Genomic DNA, 23,611 nt, shown 5'->3' with positions numbered 1-23,611 from the left:
TTACACACCCCTTTCTCTTGCGAAATTAACATAATTTTCAAACGTTTTGTTTTTTAATCCAGTTAATCTAAATGCATCTGTATATTGAATATTGCCTGTAATGGTTTGGTAGATAACTGCACTTGTAAATATATTACCTAATCTACTTTTAGTCGTGTTATAGAAATCGCCACCAGAGGAACCTTTAGATTGTTGCTTTTTTAATTTTTCTAAATAGTCATAGTAAAAACTAAAAAACTCTTCTTTAGTAATACAATGTAAATCCATTGCTCTTCTTCCGATAACAATTGGACTAACTCTGAATATGTTACTTAATGTTTCATAAACAACCCCATCAGGATAATGAGTTTCCCATTGGACTTCAAACAACTCTTTAGGACACAACATTTCAACGGCTGCTTCATTACACAATTTCTCAATATGTTGGTTATTTGTATTTATTGGAGATGCCTCAATTACTGCACTAGAACCCAATAGAATATGTGCTATTTCATGTACAAGAGTAAATATCTGAGCAGACTTTGAATCCGCTGCATTAATAAAAATCAATGGAGCCATATCATCTACTAGTACAAACCCTCTAAACTCCGCAACATTTAATGGACGATGAGTGTTATTACCTACAATCCCATTTTGCATTACTGTAATTCTATTTTTCTCACATTTTTCAATTAAATATTTTAATGCCTCTTGGAAATTTCTAAATTGATATGCCCAATTTCCCTTTAAATCTAATAAGTTTTGAATCTTATATGCTAATTCAGAGACATTAGAATCTTTGCCAGAACCAACAAACTCAAGTCTTGTTCCAACATATTGTTCATAATAATCCCGCATAAAATCTTGTCTTCTCTGCATTATATGTAATGTTTCAATTAGGTCTGGGCTTACTTGCTCTCTTTCCCCATCTTCTAGTGTTCTGTAATGAGGAATAGGTAACTTTTCTATTGGGGGTGTTTTTAAGAAAAAATACCCTAAAGGAGTGGCAGTAGCTGCGGCAAAATCTTCTAGTTGTATAAATGTCGGCTGTTTTTCACCTAACAACCAATCATCTAATAACTTAAACTTTTTGTGCAACTTATCCTGTTGAACACTACGATTGTATGCCCATATTAATAATTCTTTTTTAACAGGAACTCTTGTAGTCATAGTTCACCTCCTGTAAATATTCTCAACCCTATTACTTAAGTCCTACATTCCAACTCATACATCATATATGTATATTGAGCCTATAATACCACATACTGGAATTATAGGCTATCGTATCGTTTTACATTTTACCCCACAAACTCACCAAGCATAGTTTGATAGTTCCTTATATTCTTTTCTGTTGTGTTCTTAAACCGTCTGTCATCGAGAAAATCCTGAAAAGCAAATTTTAATAACATAAAAAAGACTACCTCCTGTTTTTAGGAAGTAGTCTATACTTTAGAAAATAGTTTTTAACGTGACCAGTTCTCAAACTGGGCTGAAATAGCCTAGACTACTTCACCAATGCAAGGCTCAAAAATCTTACATCATGCCGCCCATACCGCCCATGCCGCCCATATCAGGCATTCCGCCCTTGTCTGGTTCTGGCTTGTCAGCGATTACCGCTTCGGTAGTCAGGAACATTGCAGCTACGGAAGCTGCGTTTTGCAGCGCGTAACGTGTTACCTTAGCAGGGTCAACGATACCTGCTTCGAACATGTTCACCCACTCATCAGTAGCAGCGTTGTAGCCGATGCCGATAGCTTCTTTTTTCAGACGGTCCACGATAACGGAACCTTCTTGACCCGCGTTAGCAGCGATAGTGCGTACAGGCTCTTCCAGAGCGCGTAGAACGATGTTAACGCCTGTTCTCTCGTCGCCAGTAGCTTCTACAGCAGCAACAGCAGCATATACGTTCACAAGAGCTGTACCCCCACCAGACACGATACCTTCTTCAACCGCAGCGCGAGTTGCGTTCAGGGCGTCTTCGATGCGAAGTTTGCGCTCTTTCAATTCAGTTTCAGTTGCAGCTCCAACTTTGACAACGGCTACGCCGCCAGCCAATTTAGCCAGACGCTCTTGCAGTTTTTCTTTGTCGAACTCGGAAGTTGTATCTTCCAATTGGGAGCGGATTTGGCTCACACGTGCATTGATATCAGCCTTGTCGCCGCTTCCGTCTACAATTGTAGTGTTCTCTTTGGTTACGCGCACTTGACGAGCGTTACCCAGTTGATCGATGGAAGTGCTTTTCAGATCCAAGCCCAACTTCTCAGTGATCACTTGACCACCAGTCAGAGCAGCGATATCCTGCAGCATAGCTTCGCGGCGGTCGCCAAAGCCAGGAGCTTTAACAGCAACAGCGTTGAAAGTACCACGCAGTTTGTTCACGATCAGCATAGCTTGTGCTTCGCCTTCGATATCTTCAGCGATGATTACAAGCGGTCTAGCTTGTTGAACGATTTTTTCAAGCAACGGCAAAATTTCTTGCGTGCTGCTGATTTTTTTATCGGTAATCAAGATGTACGGGTTTTCCAAAACAGCTTCCATTTTGTCCGTATCTGTAATCATGTATGGAGAAATATAGCCACGGTCGAATTGCATACCTTCTACAACTTCAAGCTCAGTAAGGAATCCACGGGATTCTTCAACGGTGATAACGCCGTCTTTGCCGACTTTTTCCATAGCTTCAGCAATCAGTTGACCTACTTCTTCGTCAGCTGCGGAGATTGAAGCTACTTGAGCGATAGCTTGTGAGTCTTCAACCGGCTTGGAAATTCTTTGCAATTCCAGAACAGCAGCTTTAACTGCTTTGTCGATCCCTTTGCGGATAACCATAGGGTTAGCGCCTGCAGTTACGTTCTTCAGACCTTCGCGAATCATCGCTTGAGCAAGAACAGTTGCAGTTGTAGTACCGTCACCGGCTACATCATTAGTCTTGGTAGCAACCTCTTTAACGAGTTGTGCACCCATGTTCTCAAATGCATCTTCAAGCTCGATTTCTTTAGCGATAGTAACACCATCGTTAGTGATAAGCGGGCTGCCGAATTTCTTCTCCAGTACCACGTTGCGGCCTTTCGGTCCAAGTGTTACTTTTACTGCGTTTGCCAAAGCATCCACACCGCGGAGCATTGCCCGGCGAGCGTCTTCACTAAATTTAATTTCCTTAGCCATTGTTAGATTACCTCCTAAAAGTTTTGTGAGCGTTACTTCGTGACCATACTTCGTTCAAAACTACCCCGGAAGCATAATCTTATGTGTTGTAAGTAATTGGGTTACTACTTATGAGAATCTTGTGCTTAGCCCAAGATCGCGTGAATGTCGCTTTCTTTCATAATCAAATATTCTTTACCTTCATACTTGATTTCTGTTCCTGCATACTTGGAGAAAATAACGCGATCGCCTTCTTTAACTTCCAAAGGTACACGAACTCCATCCTTCAATGCTCCGCTTCCTACGGCAATAACTTTACCTTCTTGCGGCTTTTCCTTTGAAGAGTCTGGAAGTACGATTCCGAAAGAAGTGGTTTCCTCCGCTTCGCTCGCTTCTACTAATACGCGTTCACCTAAAGGTTTGATCATGAAAAAATAGCCTCCTTTGAATTATGTTTTTTACCTTGAAAACAATAGTTAGGACTATCAAATGAATCGTTAGATTCACAGATATTCTCGAAAAATATGAGCTTAGCGTAACATTCAGCGCCTGTTTCCATATTTTTCAGCACATTAGCACTCGACAGCCTATAGTGCTAACAACAATTTTTATGATACTCAACTTGAATGGGAATTTCAAGTCCTTTTACACAAATCGCCCTCTTTTTCGGGAAAAATATGGTTTTAGGGCCTGTACAAGTCATACCTTCTTTCATTCTATCCACTCCGAAAAAAAATATGCCTTAAAATCTTGGCTCAAAACCAAAATCAGTGGTTGAACGTATGTGAAACAAACCGCTACGGGTTCGGAGGGTTCTTGCGAACACTGCCGTTTCTTCAGAATCCCTCCGACCCTCCGCTCTGTTCGCTCCTATAGTCAACCTCTGGAGGGTTTAGGTCTTACTATAACGCGCCTCCCGCTCCGCATCGGCAGTAAGTTGCTTACGGTACACAATGGAGGACAGAAATACACTGAACTCATAGAGCACCAGCAGTGGAATCGTGACTAGAAAGTCCGAAATGAAGTCCGGCGGAGTAATGACCACCGCAATAAAGACAAGCGCAAAGTAAGCATATCTACGCATTTTACGCAGACGCAGCGGATTAAGAATACGTAGCTTAGTCAAAAACATAACGAGCAAGGGTAGCTCAAACAAGATCGCCAACGGTATGACCAAACTGAACATAAAGCTGAAATATTGTGCGATTCCGTAAGTCTCTTCAAGCCCCATACTTCTAGTAATGGAGATGGTAAAGGAGAGTGCCATTGGAAAAATAACGTAATAAGCAAAAGCGACACCGAGTACAAAAAGTATGAATACATAAGGTACATAACGCAGGGTTGCTGTTCGTTCCTCCGGGCGCAGTCCGGGACTTATAAACGCCCACAGCTGATAAACGATGAAAGGTATGGATAACACAAGTGATACCGTCATCGCAATCTTCATATACATCCCGATCCCATCCCAAAACGAAAAAGCATGCAAGACGAAGCCTTGGGCAATATCCGCGCTGATCAGATAATTATAAATGGGTCTCGCACAGAACAGTCCGCCCACAAGTCCCGCTAAAAATACAAGCAGCACATAGATGATTCTTTTGCGCAGTTCGGTGAGATGATCAACCACCGACATTCCTTCCGATTCCAGAGACATGCTGCCACCATCCCATTTCAGCTATAAAGTTCATATTGGCTTTTAAGCGCAAAAAAGGGAGTGTCCCATAAGTCTTTGTGACTTACAGGATAGCCCCCTGTGTTCGTTGTACTATTATTCCGGCAAGCGTTTGTCCTGCGTAATATTTGCAGAAACGTTCTGCGGGGCAGCCGCAACAGGAGCTTCTTTTTTATGAGTCGGTTCTGCATCGCCTATAACATCACGCGCACCTTCTTTAAACTCACGAAAAGTCCGTCCTACCGCACGGCCAAGCTCTGGAAGTTTATTAGGACCAAAGAGCAGCAGCGCCAATATGACTAACAAAATAATTCCTGGTGTACCTATATTCGGCATAGTTATCCCTCCTTGTTACTGTTAACCGTTCACGATATCGTTCTAACAATTCAATGATACCATAACTAATGTCACACATGCATCTCTTATCTATGACAAATGCTGTAACGATTGTAGTAACAGGGAGAGCTGCCGCAAGGCTTTCTTTTGAACAGAGGTGGTTATTGACGATATTGGCCTGTGACCATTAAAAGTGCTTCAGGCAGCTGATCCATTATGGCCGCCAGATTCTCGTGAACACCTTTCGGAGTTCCGGGCAGATTGACAATAAGTGTACGTCCGCGAATACCGCATATCCCGCGAAACAGCATTACACTCCGATTCTTCTGCATAACAGTACTCCGCATAGCTTCCGATAGTCCAGGTACCTCCCGCTCGATTACACGCCGGGTTGCTTCGGGTGTTACATCACGTATCGCCAGATCTGTTCCACCGGTTGTCAGTACCAGATCGGCCTGAAAATAATCTGTCAATTCAATTAATGCCGCGATAATCTCATCCTGCTCATCGGGTACGATTCTGTATTCAACAATCTCGCCCCCAAGCTCCTCCTCAACCAGTTCCCTGATGACCTGGGCGCTCGTATCTTCACGTTCACCTCTAGCCCCTTTATCGCTAGCTGTCAGGATTGCTGTCTTCCACGCCATAGGTTCGACCTTCCTCTCTATGTACTTTGTAGTGCTCCAGGATATTATCCTTCTTCCCGCTCGTAATCCCCATTCTTGCCGCCACTCTTGGAGACAAGCATGGTCGGTCCAATAATCATGTCCTTCTGCAGTGCCTTGCACATGTCGTACACAGTTAATGCACATGCGGAAACAGCGGTCAGCGCCTCCATCTCCACACCCGTCTTCCCTGTAGTTTTGACTGTTGCTTCTATATATAGTTCATCTTTGTTGTTATCGGAAAAGCGGATATCAATACCCGTAAGCGGTAATGGATGGCACATGGGTATCCAGTCTGCCGTCTTCTTGGCCGCCATAATTCCGGCAACCTGAGCAACGGCAAGGACATCCCCTTTACCAACGGTGCCTTCCTTAATGGCCTTGAATGTCCCGGGAGACATCTTGACCTGACTTACTGCGGTAGCCATCCGAGTGGTAATTTCCTTGTCGCTCACATCAACCATTCTTGCTCTTCCTTGCTCGTTGAAATGTGTCAGCTTCAATCCTAATTCTCCTTCCGACAGTCTAGTATGCCATCCTCGGTAATTAGAAAATCCATGAAGGCATCATGAATATCCATTGGCACTTTATCTACCAGCTGTATACTGTAGGCAAGTCCAATCCAAATCGGAGGTATCTCCGAATCCAGAGTAACAGACTCCCAGGTCGCCCGTAAACGGTCATAGTAGCCTCGCCCGTAGCCAAGCCTGCCACCCCGCTTGTCAAAAGCGAGCCCAGGTACAAATACAATGGCCGGCAAAGAACTAAGAGTTGAATCGGTTTCCTCGGGAACAATCGGTTCCGGAATCCCGAAGGCTCCGGGAGCCAGCTCGCTCCAGGAACGAACCCGATGTACGGCCATCGTCCCGCTGCCGGGAAGCACACGGGGTAAATATACTTCCCACTGTTCCTCCCAAGCTTTGCCGATAATAGGCCGGGTATCCAGCTCGGAACGAAAGGCGACGTAGGTCATAAGAGAAGTTGCATTATTCATCTGCAGAAAGTTCCAAGCATGACCGCAGACCAGCGAGGATAAGTACTCTCTCTGGTCGGGGGATACCGTGTCCCGGGCAACAGCCATCTGACGGCGAAGCACCTGCTTTTCTTCAGCGAGGATAACATCGTGGCCTGACATCAGCGGCCCCCTCCTCTTTTCCATTCCTAATCTTGTTGGTACATTCAGTTTACCACTCTTGTCCCCGGTTCGCCAAGATAGCTTAAATACGTAATCTCACCCGCCAGTTGCAGGCTCTCGCGTAGAAAACGCTTTTCATGTAAACTAAAGTAATAGATAATCCAAGGCTGCGGCTATAGATGCCAAGGCGAAAAATGCATGGGTGGAGGTTTCATTGTTATGCTTCTTCAAGCGACAGGTATTACGAAATCATACGGTATAACAAGCATATTAGACGGCATCAGCCTGCAAGTAAATGAAAAGGAAAGAGTCGGTCTCGTGGGAGTTAACGGTGCCGGTAAATCTACATTCCTACAAATTCTAGCCGGAGAAATGTCTTATGACGGCGGACAAATTCATAAATCAAAAGAAACCACCATTGGTTACTTGGCCCAGAACAGCGGATTGCAATCCGAGCGCAGCATTCAAGAAGAGATGTTGGCTGTATTCGCTCCGCTGATAGAAGCAGAGGGAGAACTTCGTCGGCTGGAGCAGCAGATTGCTGATCCACGGCTTGCGGAAGATCCGAAGCGATATGAAGACCTGCTGGAAAAGTACGCCCAGCGTTCAGATTGGTTCAAGGATCATGGCGGCTACGAAATGAATACACGTATTCGGAGTATTCTCCACGGCATGGGCTTTGGCGACTTTGCTCCAGAGACACCGATCTCCACATTAAGCGGCGGTCAGAAGACTAGACTCGCATTGGCCCGCATTCTACTTCAGGCCCCTGATCTTCTGTTACTGGATGAGCCTACCAACCATTTGGATATCGCAACCCTCACTTGGCTGGAGGATTATTTACGAGGGTATGCCGGCGGGATACTGGTCGTATCCCATGACCGTTATTTCCTAGATCGTCTTGTCACTACCATAGTCGAGATCGAACGCCATCAATCCCAACGCTACACTGGAAATTACTCACGATATATGGAACTTAAAGCTGCCGAGTATGAAATCAGACTTAAGCAATACGATAAGCAACAGGATGAAATTTCCCGTATGGAGGATTTTGTTCAACGCAATATCGTACGGGCCTCAACTACAAAACGGGCACAAAGCCGGCGTAAGGCCTTGGAGAAAATGGACCGATTGGATAAACCTATGGGTGATCTAAAAAAAGCCAACTTTTCCTTCGAGCCTGATTTCATGTCCGGTAAAGAGGTATTGCAGGTTCGTGACGCCGCAGTCGCCTTTGTTGAAGGCGAACCCTTGTTCACTGGGGCATCCTTTGAACTTCGGCGCGGTGAAACTGCTGCACTTATTGGTCCAAACGGAATCGGGAAGTCCACCTTGCTGCAATGCCTAATCGGCAGCCGTGAGCCTTCGGCCGGAAGCGTGAACTGGGGTGCCAAGGTAAAGATTGGTTACTATGATCAGGAGCAGACCCGTCTCAACCCTCGTAATACCGTTCTTGAAGAGCTATGGAGCGAATATCCGATGCTGGAGGAAGCTCGGATTAGAACCATTCTCGGCAACTTCCTGTTCAGCGGCGAGGATGTCCTGAAAAGGATTGCGGCATTAAGCGGCGGTGAAAAAGCGCGGGTTGCCCTCTCCAAGCTCATGCTGCGCGGTGCTAACATGCTTATTCTCGATGAGCCTACCAACCATTTGGATTTGGTCAGCCGGGAAGTGCTTGAGGCCGCACTGATGGATTTTGAGGGCACTTTGCTTTTCATATCCCATGACCGGTATTTCCTTAACAAGATGGCGGAGCGTGTATTAGAGCTTCATCCGAACGGTATTGATCCTTATCTTGGGAACTACGATGATTATGTCGATAAAAAACGCGAGCTTGAGGATATTGCCAAAGAAGCAGCAGAGCAAGCATCCGCAGGAGCCTCAAAGAATATCGGAAAGGACAGCGCCACAATTGTTGAAAAAGGAACTTCTACCTCCTTTGAAGCGGATAAACAGACCAAACGAGAGGAACGTACCCGCCAGCGGCGTATTGCCGAACTGGAAGAAAACATTTCCTCCTTGGAAGAAGAAATTGCCGGTATAGAGAATGAAATGACGAAGCCGGAGGTCTATCAGGATTATATGGCGCTGCAGGAGCATGAACAGGATTTAAAAATCAAAAAAGAGCGGCTGGCAGGATATTTTAGCGAATGGGAAATTCTAGCTGACGAATAGTGTAAATTACACAGAAAATATTTTTAAACTGTTTTGGTTTTGTTCATAAATACTTATCCACAGCTGTATCCCCAGATTCGGTGTATAACCTTCCCTAAAAAAAGACCCTTTGGGTCTTTTTTTAGGCATTAAATCGCTATTTATGTTGTCAATGATTTTTTATCCACCGATTTATCCACATTATCCACAATTTCCACAACTTATCTCCTTAATAAAAGCCCCTATTTTGAGGATTCAAAAAAGGGGCGATAATGCTGGTTTTACACGCTTTTTACACAATTGCAGAAGAAGTTGTGGATAACTTTGTCCACATCTTGACAAAATGCGCGTCCGCTCTAAATCTCTACTTTTTAAGCCTAAAATGAAGCTTCAGTTTCCTTATTTAGTAAGGCCGTGAATTTGTAGGTATTACTTATCAGAGAGGGTGCTGAGCAAAGCAGAGTTGCAGGCAGCGATATAAGCAATCCCAGCCGCCATTACAATATCCTGATGGGTGGCTGTTCCTCTGAATTTCATCCCTTCCCACTCCACCATTACGGCTGCCTCCGCCTGAGCATTCTCCCCGCTTCCAAGGGAGTGGAGTTCAAGACCAGCAAATTCGATATTCTCAGATATCCCTTGCCCAATCGCAGCGATCACGGCCTCAAGCGGTCCGTCTCCCATACTGGTATGCGACGATTCCGTACCGCTTTTCAAGTGACGAACGGTGACCGCTGCAATTCGGCGCGGTGCACTTCCGGCCAAGACCTGTACATCACCCAGATCATAGACCTGTGCCTGCTGACCTGTTGTGCTGCTTACCATTCGAAGCAGCTGATCATCACTGACAACCTTTTGACGGTCTGCTGTTTGCTTAAAGGATTCGTACAGCGTCTCCAGTTCCTGAGGGTCCAGAGCGATTCCGTATTTTGCTACACGATCTTTTAATGCATGTCTGCCAGAATGCTTGCCCAGAATAATCATGCTTCTTGGAATCCCCAAACGCTCAGGGTCCATAATCTCGTACGTACTGCGATCCTTCAGCAATCCATCCTGATGAATACCCGATTCATGTTGGAAGGCGTTTCGGCCTACAACCGGTTTATTATAAGCAATTGGGAAATGCATGGCTCCGCTAACCCATCGCGAGACGTCATATAACTTATCCAGAACAATTCCCGTCTCAGCACCAAGAACATCCCCGCGTGTCTCCAGCGCCATCACCAGTTCCTCTAATGCACAGTTACCCGTACGTTCGCCCACACCATTAACGGTTACTTCAATTTGGGTCGCTCCCCCCTCGATCGCCGCTAGACTATTCGCAACAGCAAGACCCAAATCATTGTGGCAGTGAGCACTATAACTAACCCTTTCCCCTCCTCTTGCACCCAGTCTTACCCTGCGAAACATCTCTCCGTATTCCCCCGGCAGAGCATAACCTACGGTATCCGGCAAATTGATTATGGTAGCTCCCTCTTCAATAACCGCTTCGACCATCTCAATTAAGTCATCCATTCCGGTTCGTGCTGCATCCATAGCTGTAAACTCTACAACCTCACAGAACTGGCGGGCATATGCTGTCATTTCTCTTGCAGCAGCCACAACCTCAGGTCTGCTCTTGCGCAGTTGATGGCGCAGATGAATGTCGGAGGACGAGATGAACAAATGAATACGTCTACGTTCGGCGTCACGTGTAGCCCTCAGGGCAGCATCAATATCTCCTTTAACCGCACGTGCAAAACCGCAAATTTCCACATTCCGTATCTTACGTGAAATCGTCTCAACCGCCGCGAAATCACCCGGACTCGATACTGGAAAACCGGGCTCCAATACATCCACACCCAGATCGCCCAGCTTTACGGCAAGTAGTATCTTTTGCTCGGGAGTCAGGCTGGCACCTGGAGCCTGTTCACCATCACGCAGGGTGGTATCAAAAATCTGAATACGTTTCTTTACCGGAATAATCATGGAAATTCCTCCTAAAGTTTTATATGGTTCTGAAGGATACGTTAATAAAAAAACGCAAAAACCCGTCATCTCTTTGTAAGAGACGACGGGTTTCCCCTCCGCGGTACCACTCTTGTTGACGCATAGGCAGTAATGACCCAGCTGCGTCCAGCTCTGCTCCACTCATCTTCTTGCTAAAGCACGAAATAAGTGAAGGTCTGGTAACGGAGACATCCGTAACGGCGTATCTTTACCTTTCCGCCATTCCGCTCCCGGGCGAGCTTCAAGGGCTGCGATGTCTGCGTCACACCACCCCGCAGCTCTCTGATCATCACATTACCCTTTACTACTCCCGTTCATTGCGTTATAAATATACACAAAAAAGCCTGCCATCTCATTCAAGAGACGACAGGCTGTTAACCTTCGCGGTACCACTCTTGTTGACATCAAGATTCTGCAATACTTATGCAGTCCAAGACACCCACTCTACCTGTCACACAGCTTCAAGGAAATCATTCTTCCTCGTCACTTACATGACAACCCTCTTACGGAGGTGACCCGTAATCGTGTACTTAGACCTTAGCTTTTGGTCCCTGTTCCACCATTCCGCTCACGGACGAGTTCAGGTATCCTTCGACTGCGTCGCACCTACCCGCAGCTCTCTTATCCCGGATTCCCCTAATGCTTCCGATCATTGCGTTTATCTTTTCTTTAATTGACAAGATTATACTCGGGTTCTATGGCAATAGTCAATAGGCTGAAACGGACCACTTTTCCAATGAAAAGCCGGGATCAGCCACCATATCCAGCGGAGTGCCGCCGTCATGCCGCCATTTCACATAAGCCGCAGCACCTATCATTGCCGCATTATCCGTACAATATATAGGAGGCGGGATAATAAGCTCGATTCCCTCTACTTTACACCGCGCTGTAAGCGCCGCGCGCAAACCCCCATTAGCAGCAACACCACCACACAGCAGAAGCTGTTTGGCACCAGTCGACCGAACCGCACGAATAGCCTTCTCTACAAGGACTTCAACAACCGATTCTTGAAAACCGCGGGCAATCGCAGCCACGTCAGGTGTCAGACCCTTCATCTTGGTCTGATTCACTACATTCAAGACAGCCGATTTCAGGCCACTGAAGCTGAAGTCATAGGAGTTCGGCTCCAGCCAGGCACGCGGGAGGGTTACTACTTCCGATGCTTCCCGGGCCAGACGGTCCACATGCGGACCTCCAGGATAAGGAAAACCTAAAGCTCGGGCAACCTTGTCGTAGGCTTCACCTACAGCATCATCTCTGGTACGGCCGATTATACGGAACTTGCCTTCCTGCTCCATATGAACCAACTCGGTATGGCCCCCGGACACTACCAGAGTCATGCAGGGATATTTCAATTCTGTCACAAGCCGGTTAGCATAAATATGACCGGCAATATGGTGTGTACCGATTAGAGGTTTACCCCAAGCCAGTGCAAGACTCTTCGCGGCTACCACTCCTACAAGCAAAGCCCCCACTAAGCCGGGGCCTTGGGTTACAGCTATAGCGGCTAGCTGGTGAGGTTGTATTCCGGCAGCAGCCATTGCCTCTTCTATGATCAGCGTAATTACCTCTACATGCTTACGGGAGGCCACCTCCGGTACAACTCCACCAAAGGCTCGGTGAGTTTCAATCTGGCTGGAAATGATGTTGGACAGCACCTCACTGCCGTCCTTAACGACTGCGACGGCTGTCTCATCACAACTTGTCTCAATCGCCAATATATATACAGCTTGAGAAGCTCCCTTATCCATATCCTTGTCAATCTCCATTCCTATTTCACGCTTCCTTCCCTAACCCTTTCTTCCTCGTAAGCCGGCAGATCGGCCCACATAATCAGTGCGTCCTCACGGTTATCGGAGTAATATCCCTTACGCGTGCCGGCGGACCGGAAGCCTTTTTTGCGATATAAATTCTGGGCGATCTGGTTCGATACCCTTACTTCCAGTGTTATAGATTTCATACCGAGGTATGAGGCCGTTTTCATCAGCTCATCCAGCAGCTGTTCTCCCCACTTCCGCCCCCGAAAAGCCTCAAGCAAAGCGATATTCGTCACATGCGCCTCATCCACAATCGCCCACAAACCTGCGTAACCGATAATTTGACCTTGATGTTCCATAACCATATATTTAGCAAAATGATTATGCGTCAGTTCATTCCGGAACGCTTCTTCGGTCCATGGCATTGTAAAAGCTTCCCGCTCGATAATCAGAATATTAGGGATATCCTCCACCCTCATCAGCCGAAATACAAGCCGGTCACTTTGCTCTCTAACTGCATCCGCTTCCGTCATCTTTTATTTCGAGCCTCCTTCAGTGCTTTTACGCAAATTAACTTCCGCTTCGGTAAGCTGTGTATAGTTAGGAATCAGGCTATGAATGTCGTCACTCCCGTGAGAATGCCGTTCTTCACCCAGAAATCCCGTCCAGCGACCTTCAAGCTCATAAGGCACCGCACGTATGTCCGTTATTCCTCTAAGCAATTCAAGTGATTCATCACTTGCATGTAGTGAGGTCTCCCCTACGAACCATAGGCAGTGCGGCTTGTTCCCTTCGACTTCGGCCTGCTGTAGAAGTTGTATTAATTGCTGAACCCAATCCTGCATTAAACGGATGGCATCGGGCGCAAGCCTCTCCGGGCTAACCCTCCCGTTAGAAGCAAATAAAGCCGTATAGGCTTGACCTCTGCGGGCATCCAGCAGCGGAATAATCCAATCCGGAGCGTGATGATCATCCACAGCATCCTCCGAACTTTTCATGAAGCCACCCCATGCCAGCGCTTGGAGACTAGAGACGCCGACCACAGGAATATCCCAAGCCCAAGCCAGCGTCTTCGCAGCACTTACAGCAATACGTGTGCCTGTATAAGAGCCGGGTCCCACTCCAACGGAAATACCAGCAAGTGAATTCCCGCTTGTTCCCGAAGCCTGCAAAGCCTGTTCTATAATAGGCAGCAAATGAACAGAATGATTCCGCTCACCGGAAGCATTAATCTCATGAACCACACTATTGTTCTCCGTAACGGCTACACCAAGTGTTGCCGTGGAGGTATCCAACGCCAAAAACCGCTTACGCGGCTCCTTCTTTTCAATCGTCATCTTTCTTAACCCCATTCTGGATCAGATTACGGCAAACGGCCCCATATGGCTCCCCGATTCCGGTCAGCGTGATCACTCGTTCTTCCAATCCAACCGTCTCAATATAGATGTGCAAATGCCGCGGAGGCAATAACTCTGTGATGATACTGCTCCATTCTACAAGGCAAACCCCTTGTCCATAAAAATACTCATCTAGCCCGAGCTCATCTGCCTCCTGAATGGATAGCCGATAAACATCCATATGGTAGAGCGGCAAGTGTCCCGAGTACTCCTTAATAATTGTAAAAGTAGGACTGTTAACGATGCCCTGTACTCCCAAATGGCGGGCAAAACCTTGCGAAAATGCTGTTTTCCCTGCTCCCAAGTCACCGTCCAGTCCTATGACAGTACCTGCCGTAGAAGCAGCTGCAATTGCACCCGCCAAAAGTTCAGTATCCTCAAGGCTGTAAGAACGGTAAGTGAAAACCGTCTCTGTAATATTGTCCACTCAACGACCACCTTTTTCTTATACCCTCCGAATTTCAATACTTTTTATTATATCGGATATGATTGCCCTACCGCAACAATTGTCGATACCGATTCCTTAGGCACTGGGAGGATATATTTTCTTTGTGCTATGTTTTACTGTTGAGAACTTTCTGCCTGATCGCTGTGACACCAAACTATGAAATATCATCCCAATCATAATGACTGCAATTCCTATCCAAGAGAGGGCGGAAGGTGCCGGGGCCGATAAGATCAACATTTCACCAAACAAGGCAAACAGTACCTCCAATGACTGAGTGGCCTCGACTGCAGCCAAACCTGTCATACTGTGCCGAACCATATCTGTAGCGCGGAAAAAAAGTACTGTCGCAATCACTCCTGAGCATACCGCTACAATCGCGGATTGCCCTATCTGTTCTGTAGAAGGTAGACCCGTCTCAAACAACCCGTAAACAGCTATAATAAGCCAAAAAGGTAGACTCGCCAAAGTCATCCCGAGAATTCGCTGATATACATCCAATTGATCGCCGCACAGCACCATCATTTTACGATTTCCGAGCGGGTACGCGAAGGAAGCGATTAGAACCGGGAGGATACCCAGCAGGATCTGTCTTGGTGTCAAAGACTGTGAATGCTCCAACTGAAGCAAGGCCACACCTGCGAGAATAATAAGAGACATAGCTAGTCCCATTAAAGGAAGCTTCCCACGCTGGTACACAGTGCCATTAGGACTCGTCACCCATTGTCCGAAGAAAGGGGCAAGCAGGGAGCCGGAGATGATGGTAATCTGCCATGTTCCTGCAGTGAGCCAGCCCGGGGCGTAGGCAGCAGCAAAACAGATTGGAGCATAGAACAGCCCGAAGCCGACGGTTCCCCATTTCAACCAGGCCACAGGGCGCTCTGACATCGCTGTTAACAGAGGTTTAAGCTTCCTCCGCCCTGCCACAATAGTGAAAAAGAAAGGCAGTGTAAACAAATAGCGTAAAGACGCACTCCATGCCCAGCTTCCCCCTGAAAGCTCCATCCGGCGATTTAATACAAATGTTACTGCAAAAAATAAAGCCGAACAAATACCGAGCAACAAAGGACGCATGACTATCAACTCTTTCCTTATCCAATTCAAACTTATATTTAAAATTAATATATGGGTTGTCAGATCATATCGTCAATCCATAAAAACAAAAAAAACCATGTGTGGTAATCCCACACATGGCCTTAAGTCGACAATATTTATCGATGTACTTCCAATTTTACGAGTTAGTGATCTTGTTCCTCCAGCCGTTCCACACCCACTGTGTGCGTATTGGTTGGTCGGGATCCAACCTGAACGGTAGCCATCTTATTCGCAACATCCACTTCCTCAATCCATACCGGTTCTCCGTCTAAATGAACGGCAATCATATCCTTGGATGCAAAAATATCCTGTGCGCGCTGAACATCCATTACCCTGTTCCCCTTCCATCGGTCGTTAAAGTCTATTCGTTCGGTTCCATCTCGGAGAGATCACCTAAGGTCCCCTCCGGATCTAAGTTATTCGTATCCATATCCGATTCAAAATCTTCCGAGAGAGAGGTTATGGCCTCCCAATCCACTGCAACAGCCGGGATAAAGCCCTCACCTAAGGTTTCGCTTAATCGATGATCCACAATATTCCTCCGCTATAACCGATTTCGTTTTTGTGCTTGGCTTATTCTCCCCCATGCTTTACAAAAAATGCATCTGGCTAGAAAAATGCCTTTCGCTTCATACTAAGCGTAAAAATTGTAGGAGGTGTCAGTCATGCATACCGTTTGGAAAGGGGCTATAAGCTTCGGACTTGTCCATGTGCCGGTTAAAATGTTCTCGGCTACGGAAGACAAAGACATTTCATTGCGTTATATCCACAAAGAATGCGGAAGTCCATTGTCCTACGTACGCAAATGCCCTGTCTGTGATAAAGAGGTCGCCTGGGAAGAGATCGGCAAGGGATATGAATATGAGAAAGGGAAGTTCATCACCTTCGATAAAGAAGAACTGGATCAGCTTACTGAGGAAAGTACCAAGAACATTACCATCTTGGACTTTGTAGACTTGACTGAGATTGACCCGATGTATTTTCAGAAAACCTATTATTTATCTCCAGACCAAGCAGGGACTAATGCATACCGTCTTCTTATGGAAGCTATGAGACTAACCGGTAAAATCGGCATTGCCAAAATATCCATCCGCTCTAAAAGCAGTCTGGCAGCCATCAGAGTTCTGGAAGAATGCCTGGCGATCGAGACCATCTATTATCCCGATGAGATTCGCCCGGTCTCCCAAGTCCCTAACCTGCCGGAAGCAGCAGCTGTAAATGATAAGGAGCTGGATATGGCTAAGATTCTTATTTCCCAATTATCCACTCCATTTGAGCCTGGCAAATATACCGATGATTATCGGCAACGAATGCTTGATCTAATTTCCCACAAGATAGCAGGGGAAGAATTCCACATTGTACCAGTACGCCAGGAGAGCAATGTGATCGACCTGATGGCAGCTTTACAGGCCAGTATAGAAGCGGTACAGCATATCCCTTCAGATCCTGGGACTGTAACTGCACCGAAATCCCGCAAAGCTGCAGCAGGCGGTGCCAAAAAGGCAGCGACAAAATCAAAAAAAGATACGGCAGAAGCACCTGTGATCACACCCAAGCCCAAGCGGCGGAGTGCCAAGAGTAAAGAAACCGTATCTTAGGGGGATCGGCTAATGAAATTTTCTCCTATTATACCTTTTGAGCCGATCCTTACGAATCAGCTTCCCGTTGGAGATACATGGATTGCCCAGATCAAATGGGATGGCGTTCGTATGCTGTCCTATTATGACGGGGGTTGCACGGAGCTAATTAACCGTCGGGGGAATCGCAGAACTCCGCAATACCCTGAGCTTACAGACATCAAGGCTTACTGCAAGGCAGACTCCGTTATTCTGGATGGAGAAATTATTGCGCTAAGCAACGGAAAACCCTCCTTCCAAGAGGTCATGAGGCGTGACAGCTTAAGGAAAGAAGCCGCCATCCGCTCAGCAAAGGATCAGATACAGGTCATTTATATGGTATTCGATATTTTATTTTGCAACGGGATTTGGACACTCAACCAGCCCTTATCAAGTCGACAGGCACTGCTTAAGGAAATGTTAATCCCATATCCGCATGTTCAAATTGTCCCTAGCTATACGAATCCGGAAGAACTTTGGGCTTCAGCCCAATCCCATGAATTAGAAGGGATTATGTGTAAAGACCTCTCTAGCACCTATACTCCAGGCGGAAAAGACAAACGCTGGCAAAAACGAAAAATCATTTCCGACGTCACAGCCGTAGCCGGAGGCGTTACCTTTCGAGATGGACGGGTTAACGCCCTTCTGCTGGGCCTGTATGACGAAGAAGGAAGATTGCAATATATAGGCCATGCAGGTTCCGGAAGATTGAAAATGGAGGACTGGCGCCTGTTGACTAACCAAGCCCTTAAGCTTGCTACCCCAACCATGCCTTTTACCAACCTCCCACAGCGCTATGCAGGAGCTTTCTGGGTTTCCCCTCAGTTGGTCTTTAAGGTTCATTTTCTGGAGTGGAACCCTTCAGGTACGCTTCGCCACCCGGTGATTCAGGCTTCAGTGGATATTCCACCTAGGGAATGCAGATTAACGGGGCAAAAAAACTAGAAAGGAGGACATTTATATGCCGGTATCCGTCAAAGGCTCTATTACCATACACGGCCAAACCTTATCCATCACCAATCCAGATAAGTTGCTCTGGCCCGAGCGCGGCATCACGAAACGAATCTATTTAGAAAAGCTTGCCGCCTTATCCCCGTATCTGCTCCGCTATTGCCAAAAACGGTTGCTGACGGTCATCCGCTATCCCCATGGTGTAGGGGGGATGTCTTTTTATCAAAAAAATGCACCCGATCCCTTGCCTCCCTTCGTTCAAACCTATACTCAAGACAACATCACTTATATTGTGCTTGAAGGTTTGCCCGAACTGCTCTGGCTTGGCAATCTCGCCGCACTGGAATTCCACCCCTCCTTACACTATATCGGCAGCGACCTCCCCTGTGAATGGATGATCGATCTGGATCCCTCCCTTGAGATCGAACCCCGTATTATGGAAGCTGCATCTATTGTAGGGCGCGTGCTTAGCTCACTTGGATTGAACTCCGTACCCAAGACTTCCGGGGCCACCGGTATTCAAATTATTATTCCCGTTAAACCGGGTGTCACCTTTTTGGAGCTTCGTAAAATCGGCCACTTTGTCGGACGTTTTGTCACCGAAAAATACCCGGGACTATTCACACTGGAACGTTTGAAGAAAGACCGTGGGGATAAAATTTATTTTGACTACCTTCAACATTTCGGGGGGAAAACTTTAGCAGCTCCTTATACTCCGCGCGCACGCCCATTAGCTACTGTATCTACACCTCTAACCTGGGCCGAGGTCGATAAGGATGTGGCTCCTACTGACTTTCACCTGCTGAACATTGAAGAGCGATTGGGCCGCTTAGGAGATTTGATAGAAAAGGTGCCCCCTCAGCCGGTGGAAGATATTATCAGACAGCTAAAATAAAGATCAGCCCGCAGCATGAACCCATGCTACGGGCTGATCCAACGCCCAACTCGTGGACGAAAGTAATATATATGAGAATACGACCACAGGAATTTCCCCGCCGCATTTATTGCTCTAATCTTACGTACAAATGCCTTTCAGTTAAGTAGAGCTTGTATATGAACTCGGCTAATGGATGGCTCTTTTCTTGAAACGCCCACCCTTAACATCATGGATATTACCGATTGCAACAAATGCATCCGTATCCCAATCCTCAACGATAGCTTTAAGCTTCGCTTCTTCAAGACGTGTGATGACTACAAAGATAACTTTTTTGTTGTCACCTGAAAACCCGCCTTCACCTTCCAGGTAAGTAACACCACGTCCTAAACGCTCCGTCAGTGCCTCACCAATATCTCGGAATTTATCACTGATAATCCAGACAGACTTCGATTGATCCAGACCTTCAAGCGTTACATCGATCATCTTAAATGCGATATAGTAGGCAATCAGTGAGAACATGGCATTATTCCAGCCAAATACAAAACCTGCTCCTGACAAAATAAACAGGTTAAAGAACATAACGACCTCTCCTACAGAGAAAGGAAGCTTCTTAGAGACCAGAATGGCCACAATTTCCGTACCATCCAGCGATCCTCCATAACGCACTACAAGTCCGACACCCACTCCGAGAATCACACCCCCAAATACCGCAGCAAGCAGCGGTTCAACCGTCATAGGTTGGACTGGATGCAACAGTTGAGTACCGATAGACATGAGCACAACAGCAAACAAAGTGGATAAAGCGAACGTCTTGCCAATCTGCTTATACCCGATGATTAAAAACGGAAGGTTCAGTAAGGTTAATAAAATACCGAGGGGAATTTCAAAAATATGTGAAAGCATAATGGAAATACCGGTGATTCCGCCATCAATTAATTGATTGGGAACGAGGAAAATCTCAAGTGCAACGGACATCATAGCCGCTCCGATAATGATCATAATGATCCTCTGAGCCAGCTTAGCTGTTTTAAAAGCCCCAGATTTTTGCGGTTTGTTGAATTCCTTTTTAGTCAACATTTGTTGGCTTACATTCATAGAACTCCCCCTAAAATTACAGTATAGTTTTTTTAATATACTTTATTATATCATACTGAACCTCATTTCATGAAGGAATGCTAACCATCCACTCATAACAGCGGCGACAACAATTTACTCAGATTTTCCCTGAGTTTAACTAAACGACCCCGCTTTTTAAATATTTCCGGATCTATCAAGTCCGAATTCTCCAGATCAACCTGGTATTGAGCAGCAATCTTAGTGATGCTCTCTGGAGACAGTAACACTGTAGAACATTCAAAATTAGTGTAGAGACTTCTCATATCCAGATTTGGGCCACCTACGGACACTAAAAGATCATCCACAATGATAATTTTTGCATGTATAAACCCGCCTCGATATTTATAGAACTTTACACCTGCATCCTGTAAATCCTCAACGTAGGACAGTGAAGCCTGATATACAAATTCCACATCGGGTTTACCGGGAATCATAATTATTACTTCCACCCCGCGGAGCCGTGCAGTTTTAAGAGCCCGAATAATGGGGGAATCGGGAATAAAATAGGGCGTGGTAATCCAGATACGGCGCTTGGCTGCACACAGCGAGGCAAAACAGATCTCCTCTGATGCATCCACATCCTCATCAGGACCGCTTATGACGATTTTAATGGCTTCTGTACCCTGGCAGGGGTGAATAGGAAACAAGCGGGGATGGCTAAGCCGCTCACCGGAAGCAAGTCTCCAATCCTTAAGGAATACAAATTGCAGATAATAGACACAGTCCCCCTCCAGCTGTAAGTGAGTATCTCTCCAACTCCCTATTCCGGTAGCCTTTAATAAATAATCATCCCCCACATTCATACCCCCGGTAAAGCCGATGAGACCGTCAACAATTAGAATCTTGCGGTGATTTCGGTAATTTAATCGGCGCTCCATGAAACTCAAAAGTGGAGGAAGAAAGAAGTGAAATTCCACCCCCCCACTTTTCAATTGCTTAATAAACTTCCGACTTAACTTTAAACTGCCAGTACCATCGCATAGAAGCCGTACCTTTATACCCTGCCGTGCCTTTCGAATCAGAAGCTTCTGAAACCGCTCACCGATAATATCCGAATTAAAGGTGTAATATTCCAAGTGTATGTGCTCTTGTGCCGACTCCATGGTTTCAAGCATGGCATCAAACGCTTCATGACCATTAAATAAAAAACGACTCTGATTTCTCCCGGTAATTGGACCCTTTGGCAGATGGGAGAGCAGTTGAAGCAAATCCATCTGGTTGTTAAAAGCCGAATTGCCGCTATCCTCCGGATTTTCCACCACGAGACATCTATTCTTTACATGTTCCCTTAACTCTCGCAACAAGGGGATTTTCCGCTTATTAATTTGTTGGATCTGCCTATAATCACGACCAAAATAGTAATAAAACAGCAGCCCCAGTGGCGGACAGCATAACAAAATAAACAACCAGGCGACGGTTCTTTGCGGACGACGAAACTCCAGAAGTAAAATAATAGCCATTTGGATGTAAAAAAGGCACAAAATAATCGCGACTGTCTTCATACTCTCAACTCCCCCTGTGTGACCGGGTACTAATAGCAATAACCTGTCTCCATACTCTATTGGTTTTGCCGAGATTCCCTTCCTTTATTCAAGCAACCTTTGTCATGTTCCTCAATATAACTGAATACATAGAGTAGTAAGAGAAAACGGATGAGCCCTTAGGTTAAAAATAATTACACTTTGCAACTCTAGCGGTTCTCGAAACCGCAGGAAGGAGACGTCATGAAGAGTCAGCCAGATCATAATCAGATTACGCTGCTCGTCGTCCGGGATGCCGGGCGTCCCGTCAGACAGCTTCGGATTTCGAAGCCATTGGCATTTGCCATTCCCGCCGCGGCCGCTCTCTCCATCTCCAGCTTGGTCACTTCCATGCATTATCATTCTTCCCAATCCATCGCCCAGCTCGAGGCAGAAGCTGCAGCTCTCTCACTTCATAATCTACGTATGGAAATACAGGTCGCTGACAAAGAGGAGGCGCTGCAGCAGTTGCAAATGGAGGTGACTGATCTCTCCGAAGAGGCAGACAATATCAAAGACAAGCTGAAAAGTGTAAGTGAGCTGGAACAGCAACTGCAGAGTTTAATTCAAAAGCAAAACAGCCCAGACTCTAAAGAGAGCAATAACGTAACCACTAGCTCAAGCTCCGGGGTTATAAACCATCCCGTTAAGTTATCCTCCAGCTCGCAGGTTGGCGGTGAATACATCGCCGTGTACAATAGCGAAGCTGTAAATCTGGTGCAGGAAACTAAAGATGACTTTGCGGAAATACGCAGTATCTTAGAAGAAATGGTTAACAGTATTCCTGTTACCATCTCACAAGCGAAAAAGGCGGATACTCTGCAAGCAACAAAAATAACCACCCCGAAATCAAAGCTGTCATCAGCCGTGATGTGGCCGACTCTTTCTAAAGTTATTACTTCGAGCTTCGGCTATCGAACCGATCCGTTCAAGGGATCATCCGCATTCCACTCCGGTATTGATATTGCCGGCGATATCGGTGATCCTGTATTTTCAGCTCAGGACGGGGAGGTTATTACGGTAGATCAAAAGGGTGCCCGGGGAAAATTCATCGTTATCAAGCATAGTAACGGATTAGAAACCTGGTACATGCACCTCAGCAGTATGAATGTCTCTCCCGGTGAGAAGGTTGTCAAAGGACAGAAGATTGGGGGGCTGGGCAGTACAGGCCGCAGTACAGGTCCTCATCTCCACTTTCAGGTCGTTAAACAGAACAAACCCGTTAACCCAATGGGGTATATACAGCAGAATTCATAGGGTACAATGCAGAGCCATATGGAAAGTATAGGAGGACTAATTATGTGGATACAGAGGCAGCAGCGCTCCCCTTTCAAGTCAACGGACACACTGATCGGACATGGAGGAACTCTCGAGGGTAAGGTTCATTGTGATACGAATTTGCGGATTGAAGGGTCTTTTAGCGGTGAAATTCATTGCAGCGGTACCGTCACTGTTGGGGAACAAGGAACTGTTCATGCAAGCATTGTCGCAGAGGAAATTATTATAGCTGGAAAAGTCTTCGGAGATATCTCTGCAGAACGCCATATCCTCATGTTGGGGAGCGGACAGATTTATGGAAACATCACCTCCTGTACCCTTTCCATTATGGAGGGCGGACTGTTGAACGGCTCTGTGTCCATGACAGAACAACCCGCCCCTGACAAGACGGGCGGGTTAGACATTGAAACCAATATGAATAAGAAGAATACACGTGCTTCTAAACAGCAGGACTCTCGGGAAGCCGGTTAAGGCTGCACTTCTTTCAA

At 46.3% G+C, this 23,611-nt stretch carries 24 protein-coding genes and 1 other annotated feature; of the genes, 6 read left to right on the top strand and 18 right to left on the bottom strand.

What is annotated here, in order from left to right; genetic code table 11:
- From J2T20_RS11630 to J2T20_RS11595, 8 genes are all read right to left on the bottom strand, one after another.
- Nucleotides 1-1,149, bottom strand: coding sequence for an ImmA/IrrE family metallo-endopeptidase (locus tag J2T20_RS11630; RefSeq protein WP_307588452.1), 1,149 nt, complete (start codon nt 1,147-1,149; stop codon nt 1-3).
- 363 nt (nt 1,150-1,512) lie between these two features.
- Nucleotides 1,513-3,141 (bottom strand): chaperonin GroEL, encoded by a 1,629-nt coding sequence (gene groL / locus J2T20_RS11625; protein ID WP_307588450.1) that lies wholly within the window; start codon nt 3,139-3,141, stop codon nt 1,513-1,515.
- A gap of 125 nt (nt 3,142-3,266) precedes the next feature.
- A complete protein-coding gene (gene groES, locus J2T20_RS11620) occupies nt 3,267-3,548 on the bottom strand; it encodes a co-chaperone GroES (RefSeq protein ID WP_307588449.1) in 282 nt (93 codons plus the stop codon).
- A gap of 464 nt (nt 3,549-4,012) precedes the next feature.
- Nucleotides 4,013-4,774, bottom strand: coding sequence for a twin-arginine translocase subunit TatC (gene tatC / locus J2T20_RS11615; RefSeq protein WP_307588447.1), 762 nt, complete (start codon nt 4,772-4,774; stop codon nt 4,013-4,015).
- A 114-nt stretch (nt 4,775-4,888) separates the two neighbouring features.
- Complete coding sequence (locus tag J2T20_RS11610) at nt 4,889-5,128, bottom strand: twin-arginine translocase TatA/TatE family subunit (RefSeq protein WP_307588445.1); 240 nt, start codon at nt 5,126-5,128, stop codon at nt 4,889-4,891.
- A gap of 161 nt (nt 5,129-5,289) precedes the next feature.
- Nucleotides 5,290-5,775: a MogA/MoaB family molybdenum cofactor biosynthesis protein gene (locus tag J2T20_RS11605; protein ID WP_307588443.1), complete on the bottom strand. Its 486-nt coding sequence runs from the start codon at nt 5,773-5,775 to the stop codon at nt 5,290-5,292.
- A 44-nt stretch (nt 5,776-5,819) separates the two neighbouring features.
- The gene (moaC, locus tag J2T20_RS11600) at nt 5,820-6,296 is read right to left on the bottom strand and encodes a cyclic pyranopterin monophosphate synthase MoaC (protein ID WP_307588442.1); all 477 of its coding nucleotides are present in this window, start codon (nt 6,294-6,296) and stop codon (nt 5,820-5,822) included.
- 2 nt (nt 6,297-6,298) lie between these two features.
- A complete protein-coding gene (locus J2T20_RS11595; protein WP_307588440.1) occupies nt 6,299-6,928 on the bottom strand; it encodes a 5-formyltetrahydrofolate cyclo-ligase in 630 nt (209 codons plus the stop codon).
- 219 nt (nt 6,929-7,147) lie between these two features.
- On the opposite strand from J2T20_RS11595, the gene J2T20_RS11590 reads away from it, so the two are divergent.
- Nucleotides 7,148-9,103 (top strand): ABC-F family ATP-binding cassette domain-containing protein, encoded by a 1,956-nt coding sequence (locus tag J2T20_RS11590; protein ID WP_307588439.1) that lies wholly within the window; start codon nt 7,148-7,150, stop codon nt 9,101-9,103.
- Nucleotides 9,104-9,511: 408 nt separating this feature from the next.
- On the opposite strand, the gene J2T20_RS11585 is transcribed toward J2T20_RS11590, so the two are convergent.
- From J2T20_RS11585 to J2T20_RS11550, 8 genes are all read right to left on the bottom strand, one after another.
- On the bottom strand, nt 9,512-11,050 hold the full coding sequence (locus J2T20_RS11585) for a 2-isopropylmalate synthase (protein WP_307588438.1): 1,539 nt from the start codon (nt 11,048-11,050) through the stop codon (nt 9,512-9,514).
- 75 nt (nt 11,051-11,125) lie between these two features.
- Nucleotides 11,126-11,398 (bottom strand) — a binding site (T-box leader).
- Between the two features lie 380 nt (nt 11,399-11,778).
- Nucleotides 11,779-12,840, bottom strand: coding sequence for a tRNA (adenosine(37)-N6)-threonylcarbamoyltransferase complex transferase subunit TsaD (tsaD, locus tag J2T20_RS11580; protein ID WP_307588436.1), 1,062 nt, complete (start codon nt 12,838-12,840; stop codon nt 11,779-11,781).
- Nucleotides 12,841-12,842: 2 nt separating this feature from the next.
- Nucleotides 12,843-13,361, bottom strand: a complete 519-nt coding sequence (rimI, locus tag J2T20_RS11575) for a ribosomal protein S18-alanine N-acetyltransferase (protein WP_307588434.1) — start codon at nt 13,359-13,361, stop codon at nt 12,843-12,845.
- Nucleotides 13,362-13,364: 3 nt separating this feature from the next.
- A complete protein-coding gene (gene tsaB, locus J2T20_RS11570; protein WP_307588432.1) occupies nt 13,365-14,165 on the bottom strand; it encodes a tRNA (adenosine(37)-N6)-threonylcarbamoyltransferase complex dimerization subunit type 1 TsaB in 801 nt (266 codons plus the stop codon).
- Nucleotides 14,155-14,652 (bottom strand): tRNA (adenosine(37)-N6)-threonylcarbamoyltransferase complex ATPase subunit type 1 TsaE, encoded by a 498-nt coding sequence (tsaE, locus tag J2T20_RS11565; protein ID WP_307588430.1) that lies wholly within the window; start codon nt 14,650-14,652, stop codon nt 14,155-14,157. Before tsaE ends, tsaB begins: the two co-directional genes overlap by 11 nt.
- 96 nt (nt 14,653-14,748) lie before the next feature.
- Complete coding sequence (locus J2T20_RS11560; protein WP_307588428.1) at nt 14,749-15,744, bottom strand: DMT family transporter; 996 nt, start codon at nt 15,742-15,744, stop codon at nt 14,749-14,751.
- Nucleotides 15,745-15,908: 164 nt separating this feature from the next.
- Complete coding sequence (locus J2T20_RS11555) at nt 15,909-16,094, bottom strand: H-type small acid-soluble spore protein (protein ID WP_307588427.1); 186 nt, start codon at nt 16,092-16,094, stop codon at nt 15,909-15,911.
- Nucleotides 16,095-16,126: 32 nt separating this feature from the next.
- On the bottom strand, nt 16,127-16,297 hold the full coding sequence (locus tag J2T20_RS11550) for a hypothetical protein (RefSeq protein WP_307588425.1): 171 nt from the start codon (nt 16,295-16,297) through the stop codon (nt 16,127-16,129).
- A gap of 133 nt (nt 16,298-16,430) precedes the next feature.
- On the opposite strand from J2T20_RS11550, the gene ku reads away from it, so the two are divergent.
- From ku to ligD, 3 genes are read left to right on the top strand one after another with little or no spacing between them, the layout of a single operon-like run.
- Entirely contained in the window at nt 16,431-17,363 is a 933-nt protein-coding gene (gene ku / locus J2T20_RS11545) for a non-homologous end joining protein Ku (RefSeq protein ID WP_307588423.1), read from the top strand.
- A gap of 12 nt (nt 17,364-17,375) precedes the next feature.
- Complete coding sequence (locus J2T20_RS11540; RefSeq protein ID WP_307588421.1) at nt 17,376-18,326, top strand: ATP-dependent DNA ligase; 951 nt, start codon at nt 17,376-17,378, stop codon at nt 18,324-18,326.
- A 16-nt stretch (nt 18,327-18,342) separates the two neighbouring features.
- Entirely contained in the window at nt 18,343-19,227 is an 885-nt protein-coding gene (gene ligD, locus J2T20_RS11535; protein ID WP_307588419.1) for a non-homologous end-joining DNA ligase, read from the top strand.
- 168 nt (nt 19,228-19,395) lie between these two features.
- Here the strand turns inward: ligD and J2T20_RS11530 are convergent, their stop codons facing one another.
- Together J2T20_RS11530 and cls are read right to left on the bottom strand one after the other, a co-directional pair.
- On the bottom strand, nt 19,396-20,286 hold the full coding sequence (locus tag J2T20_RS11530; protein ID WP_307588553.1) for a YitT family protein: 891 nt from the start codon (nt 20,284-20,286) through the stop codon (nt 19,396-19,398).
- A gap of 110 nt (nt 20,287-20,396) precedes the next feature.
- The gene (gene cls, locus J2T20_RS11525; protein WP_307588417.1) at nt 20,397-21,827 is read right to left on the bottom strand and encodes a cardiolipin synthase; all 1,431 of its coding nucleotides are present in this window, start codon (nt 21,825-21,827) and stop codon (nt 20,397-20,399) included.
- A gap of 222 nt (nt 21,828-22,049) precedes the next feature.
- Between cls and J2T20_RS11520 the strand changes: the two genes are divergently transcribed.
- Both J2T20_RS11520 and J2T20_RS11515 read left to right on the top strand, forming a co-directional pair.
- Nucleotides 22,050-23,102: a peptidoglycan DD-metalloendopeptidase family protein gene (locus J2T20_RS11520; protein ID WP_307588415.1), complete on the top strand. Its 1,053-nt coding sequence runs from the start codon at nt 22,050-22,052 to the stop codon at nt 23,100-23,102.
- 42 nt (nt 23,103-23,144) lie between these two features.
- Complete coding sequence (locus tag J2T20_RS11515) at nt 23,145-23,594, top strand: bactofilin family protein (protein WP_307588414.1); 450 nt, start codon at nt 23,145-23,147, stop codon at nt 23,592-23,594.
- The last annotated feature ends 17 nt before the right edge of the window (nt 23,595-23,611 follow it).

This window comes from Paenibacillus wynnii (assembly GCF_030812855.1).
In the GTDB taxonomy this organism is placed as follows: domain Bacteria; phylum Bacillota; class Bacilli; order Paenibacillales; family Paenibacillaceae; genus Paenibacillus_AQ; species Paenibacillus_AQ wynnii_A.
Note: the sequence above shows the minus strand (reverse complement) of the source record. Positions and strands in the feature narration are given on the sequence as shown.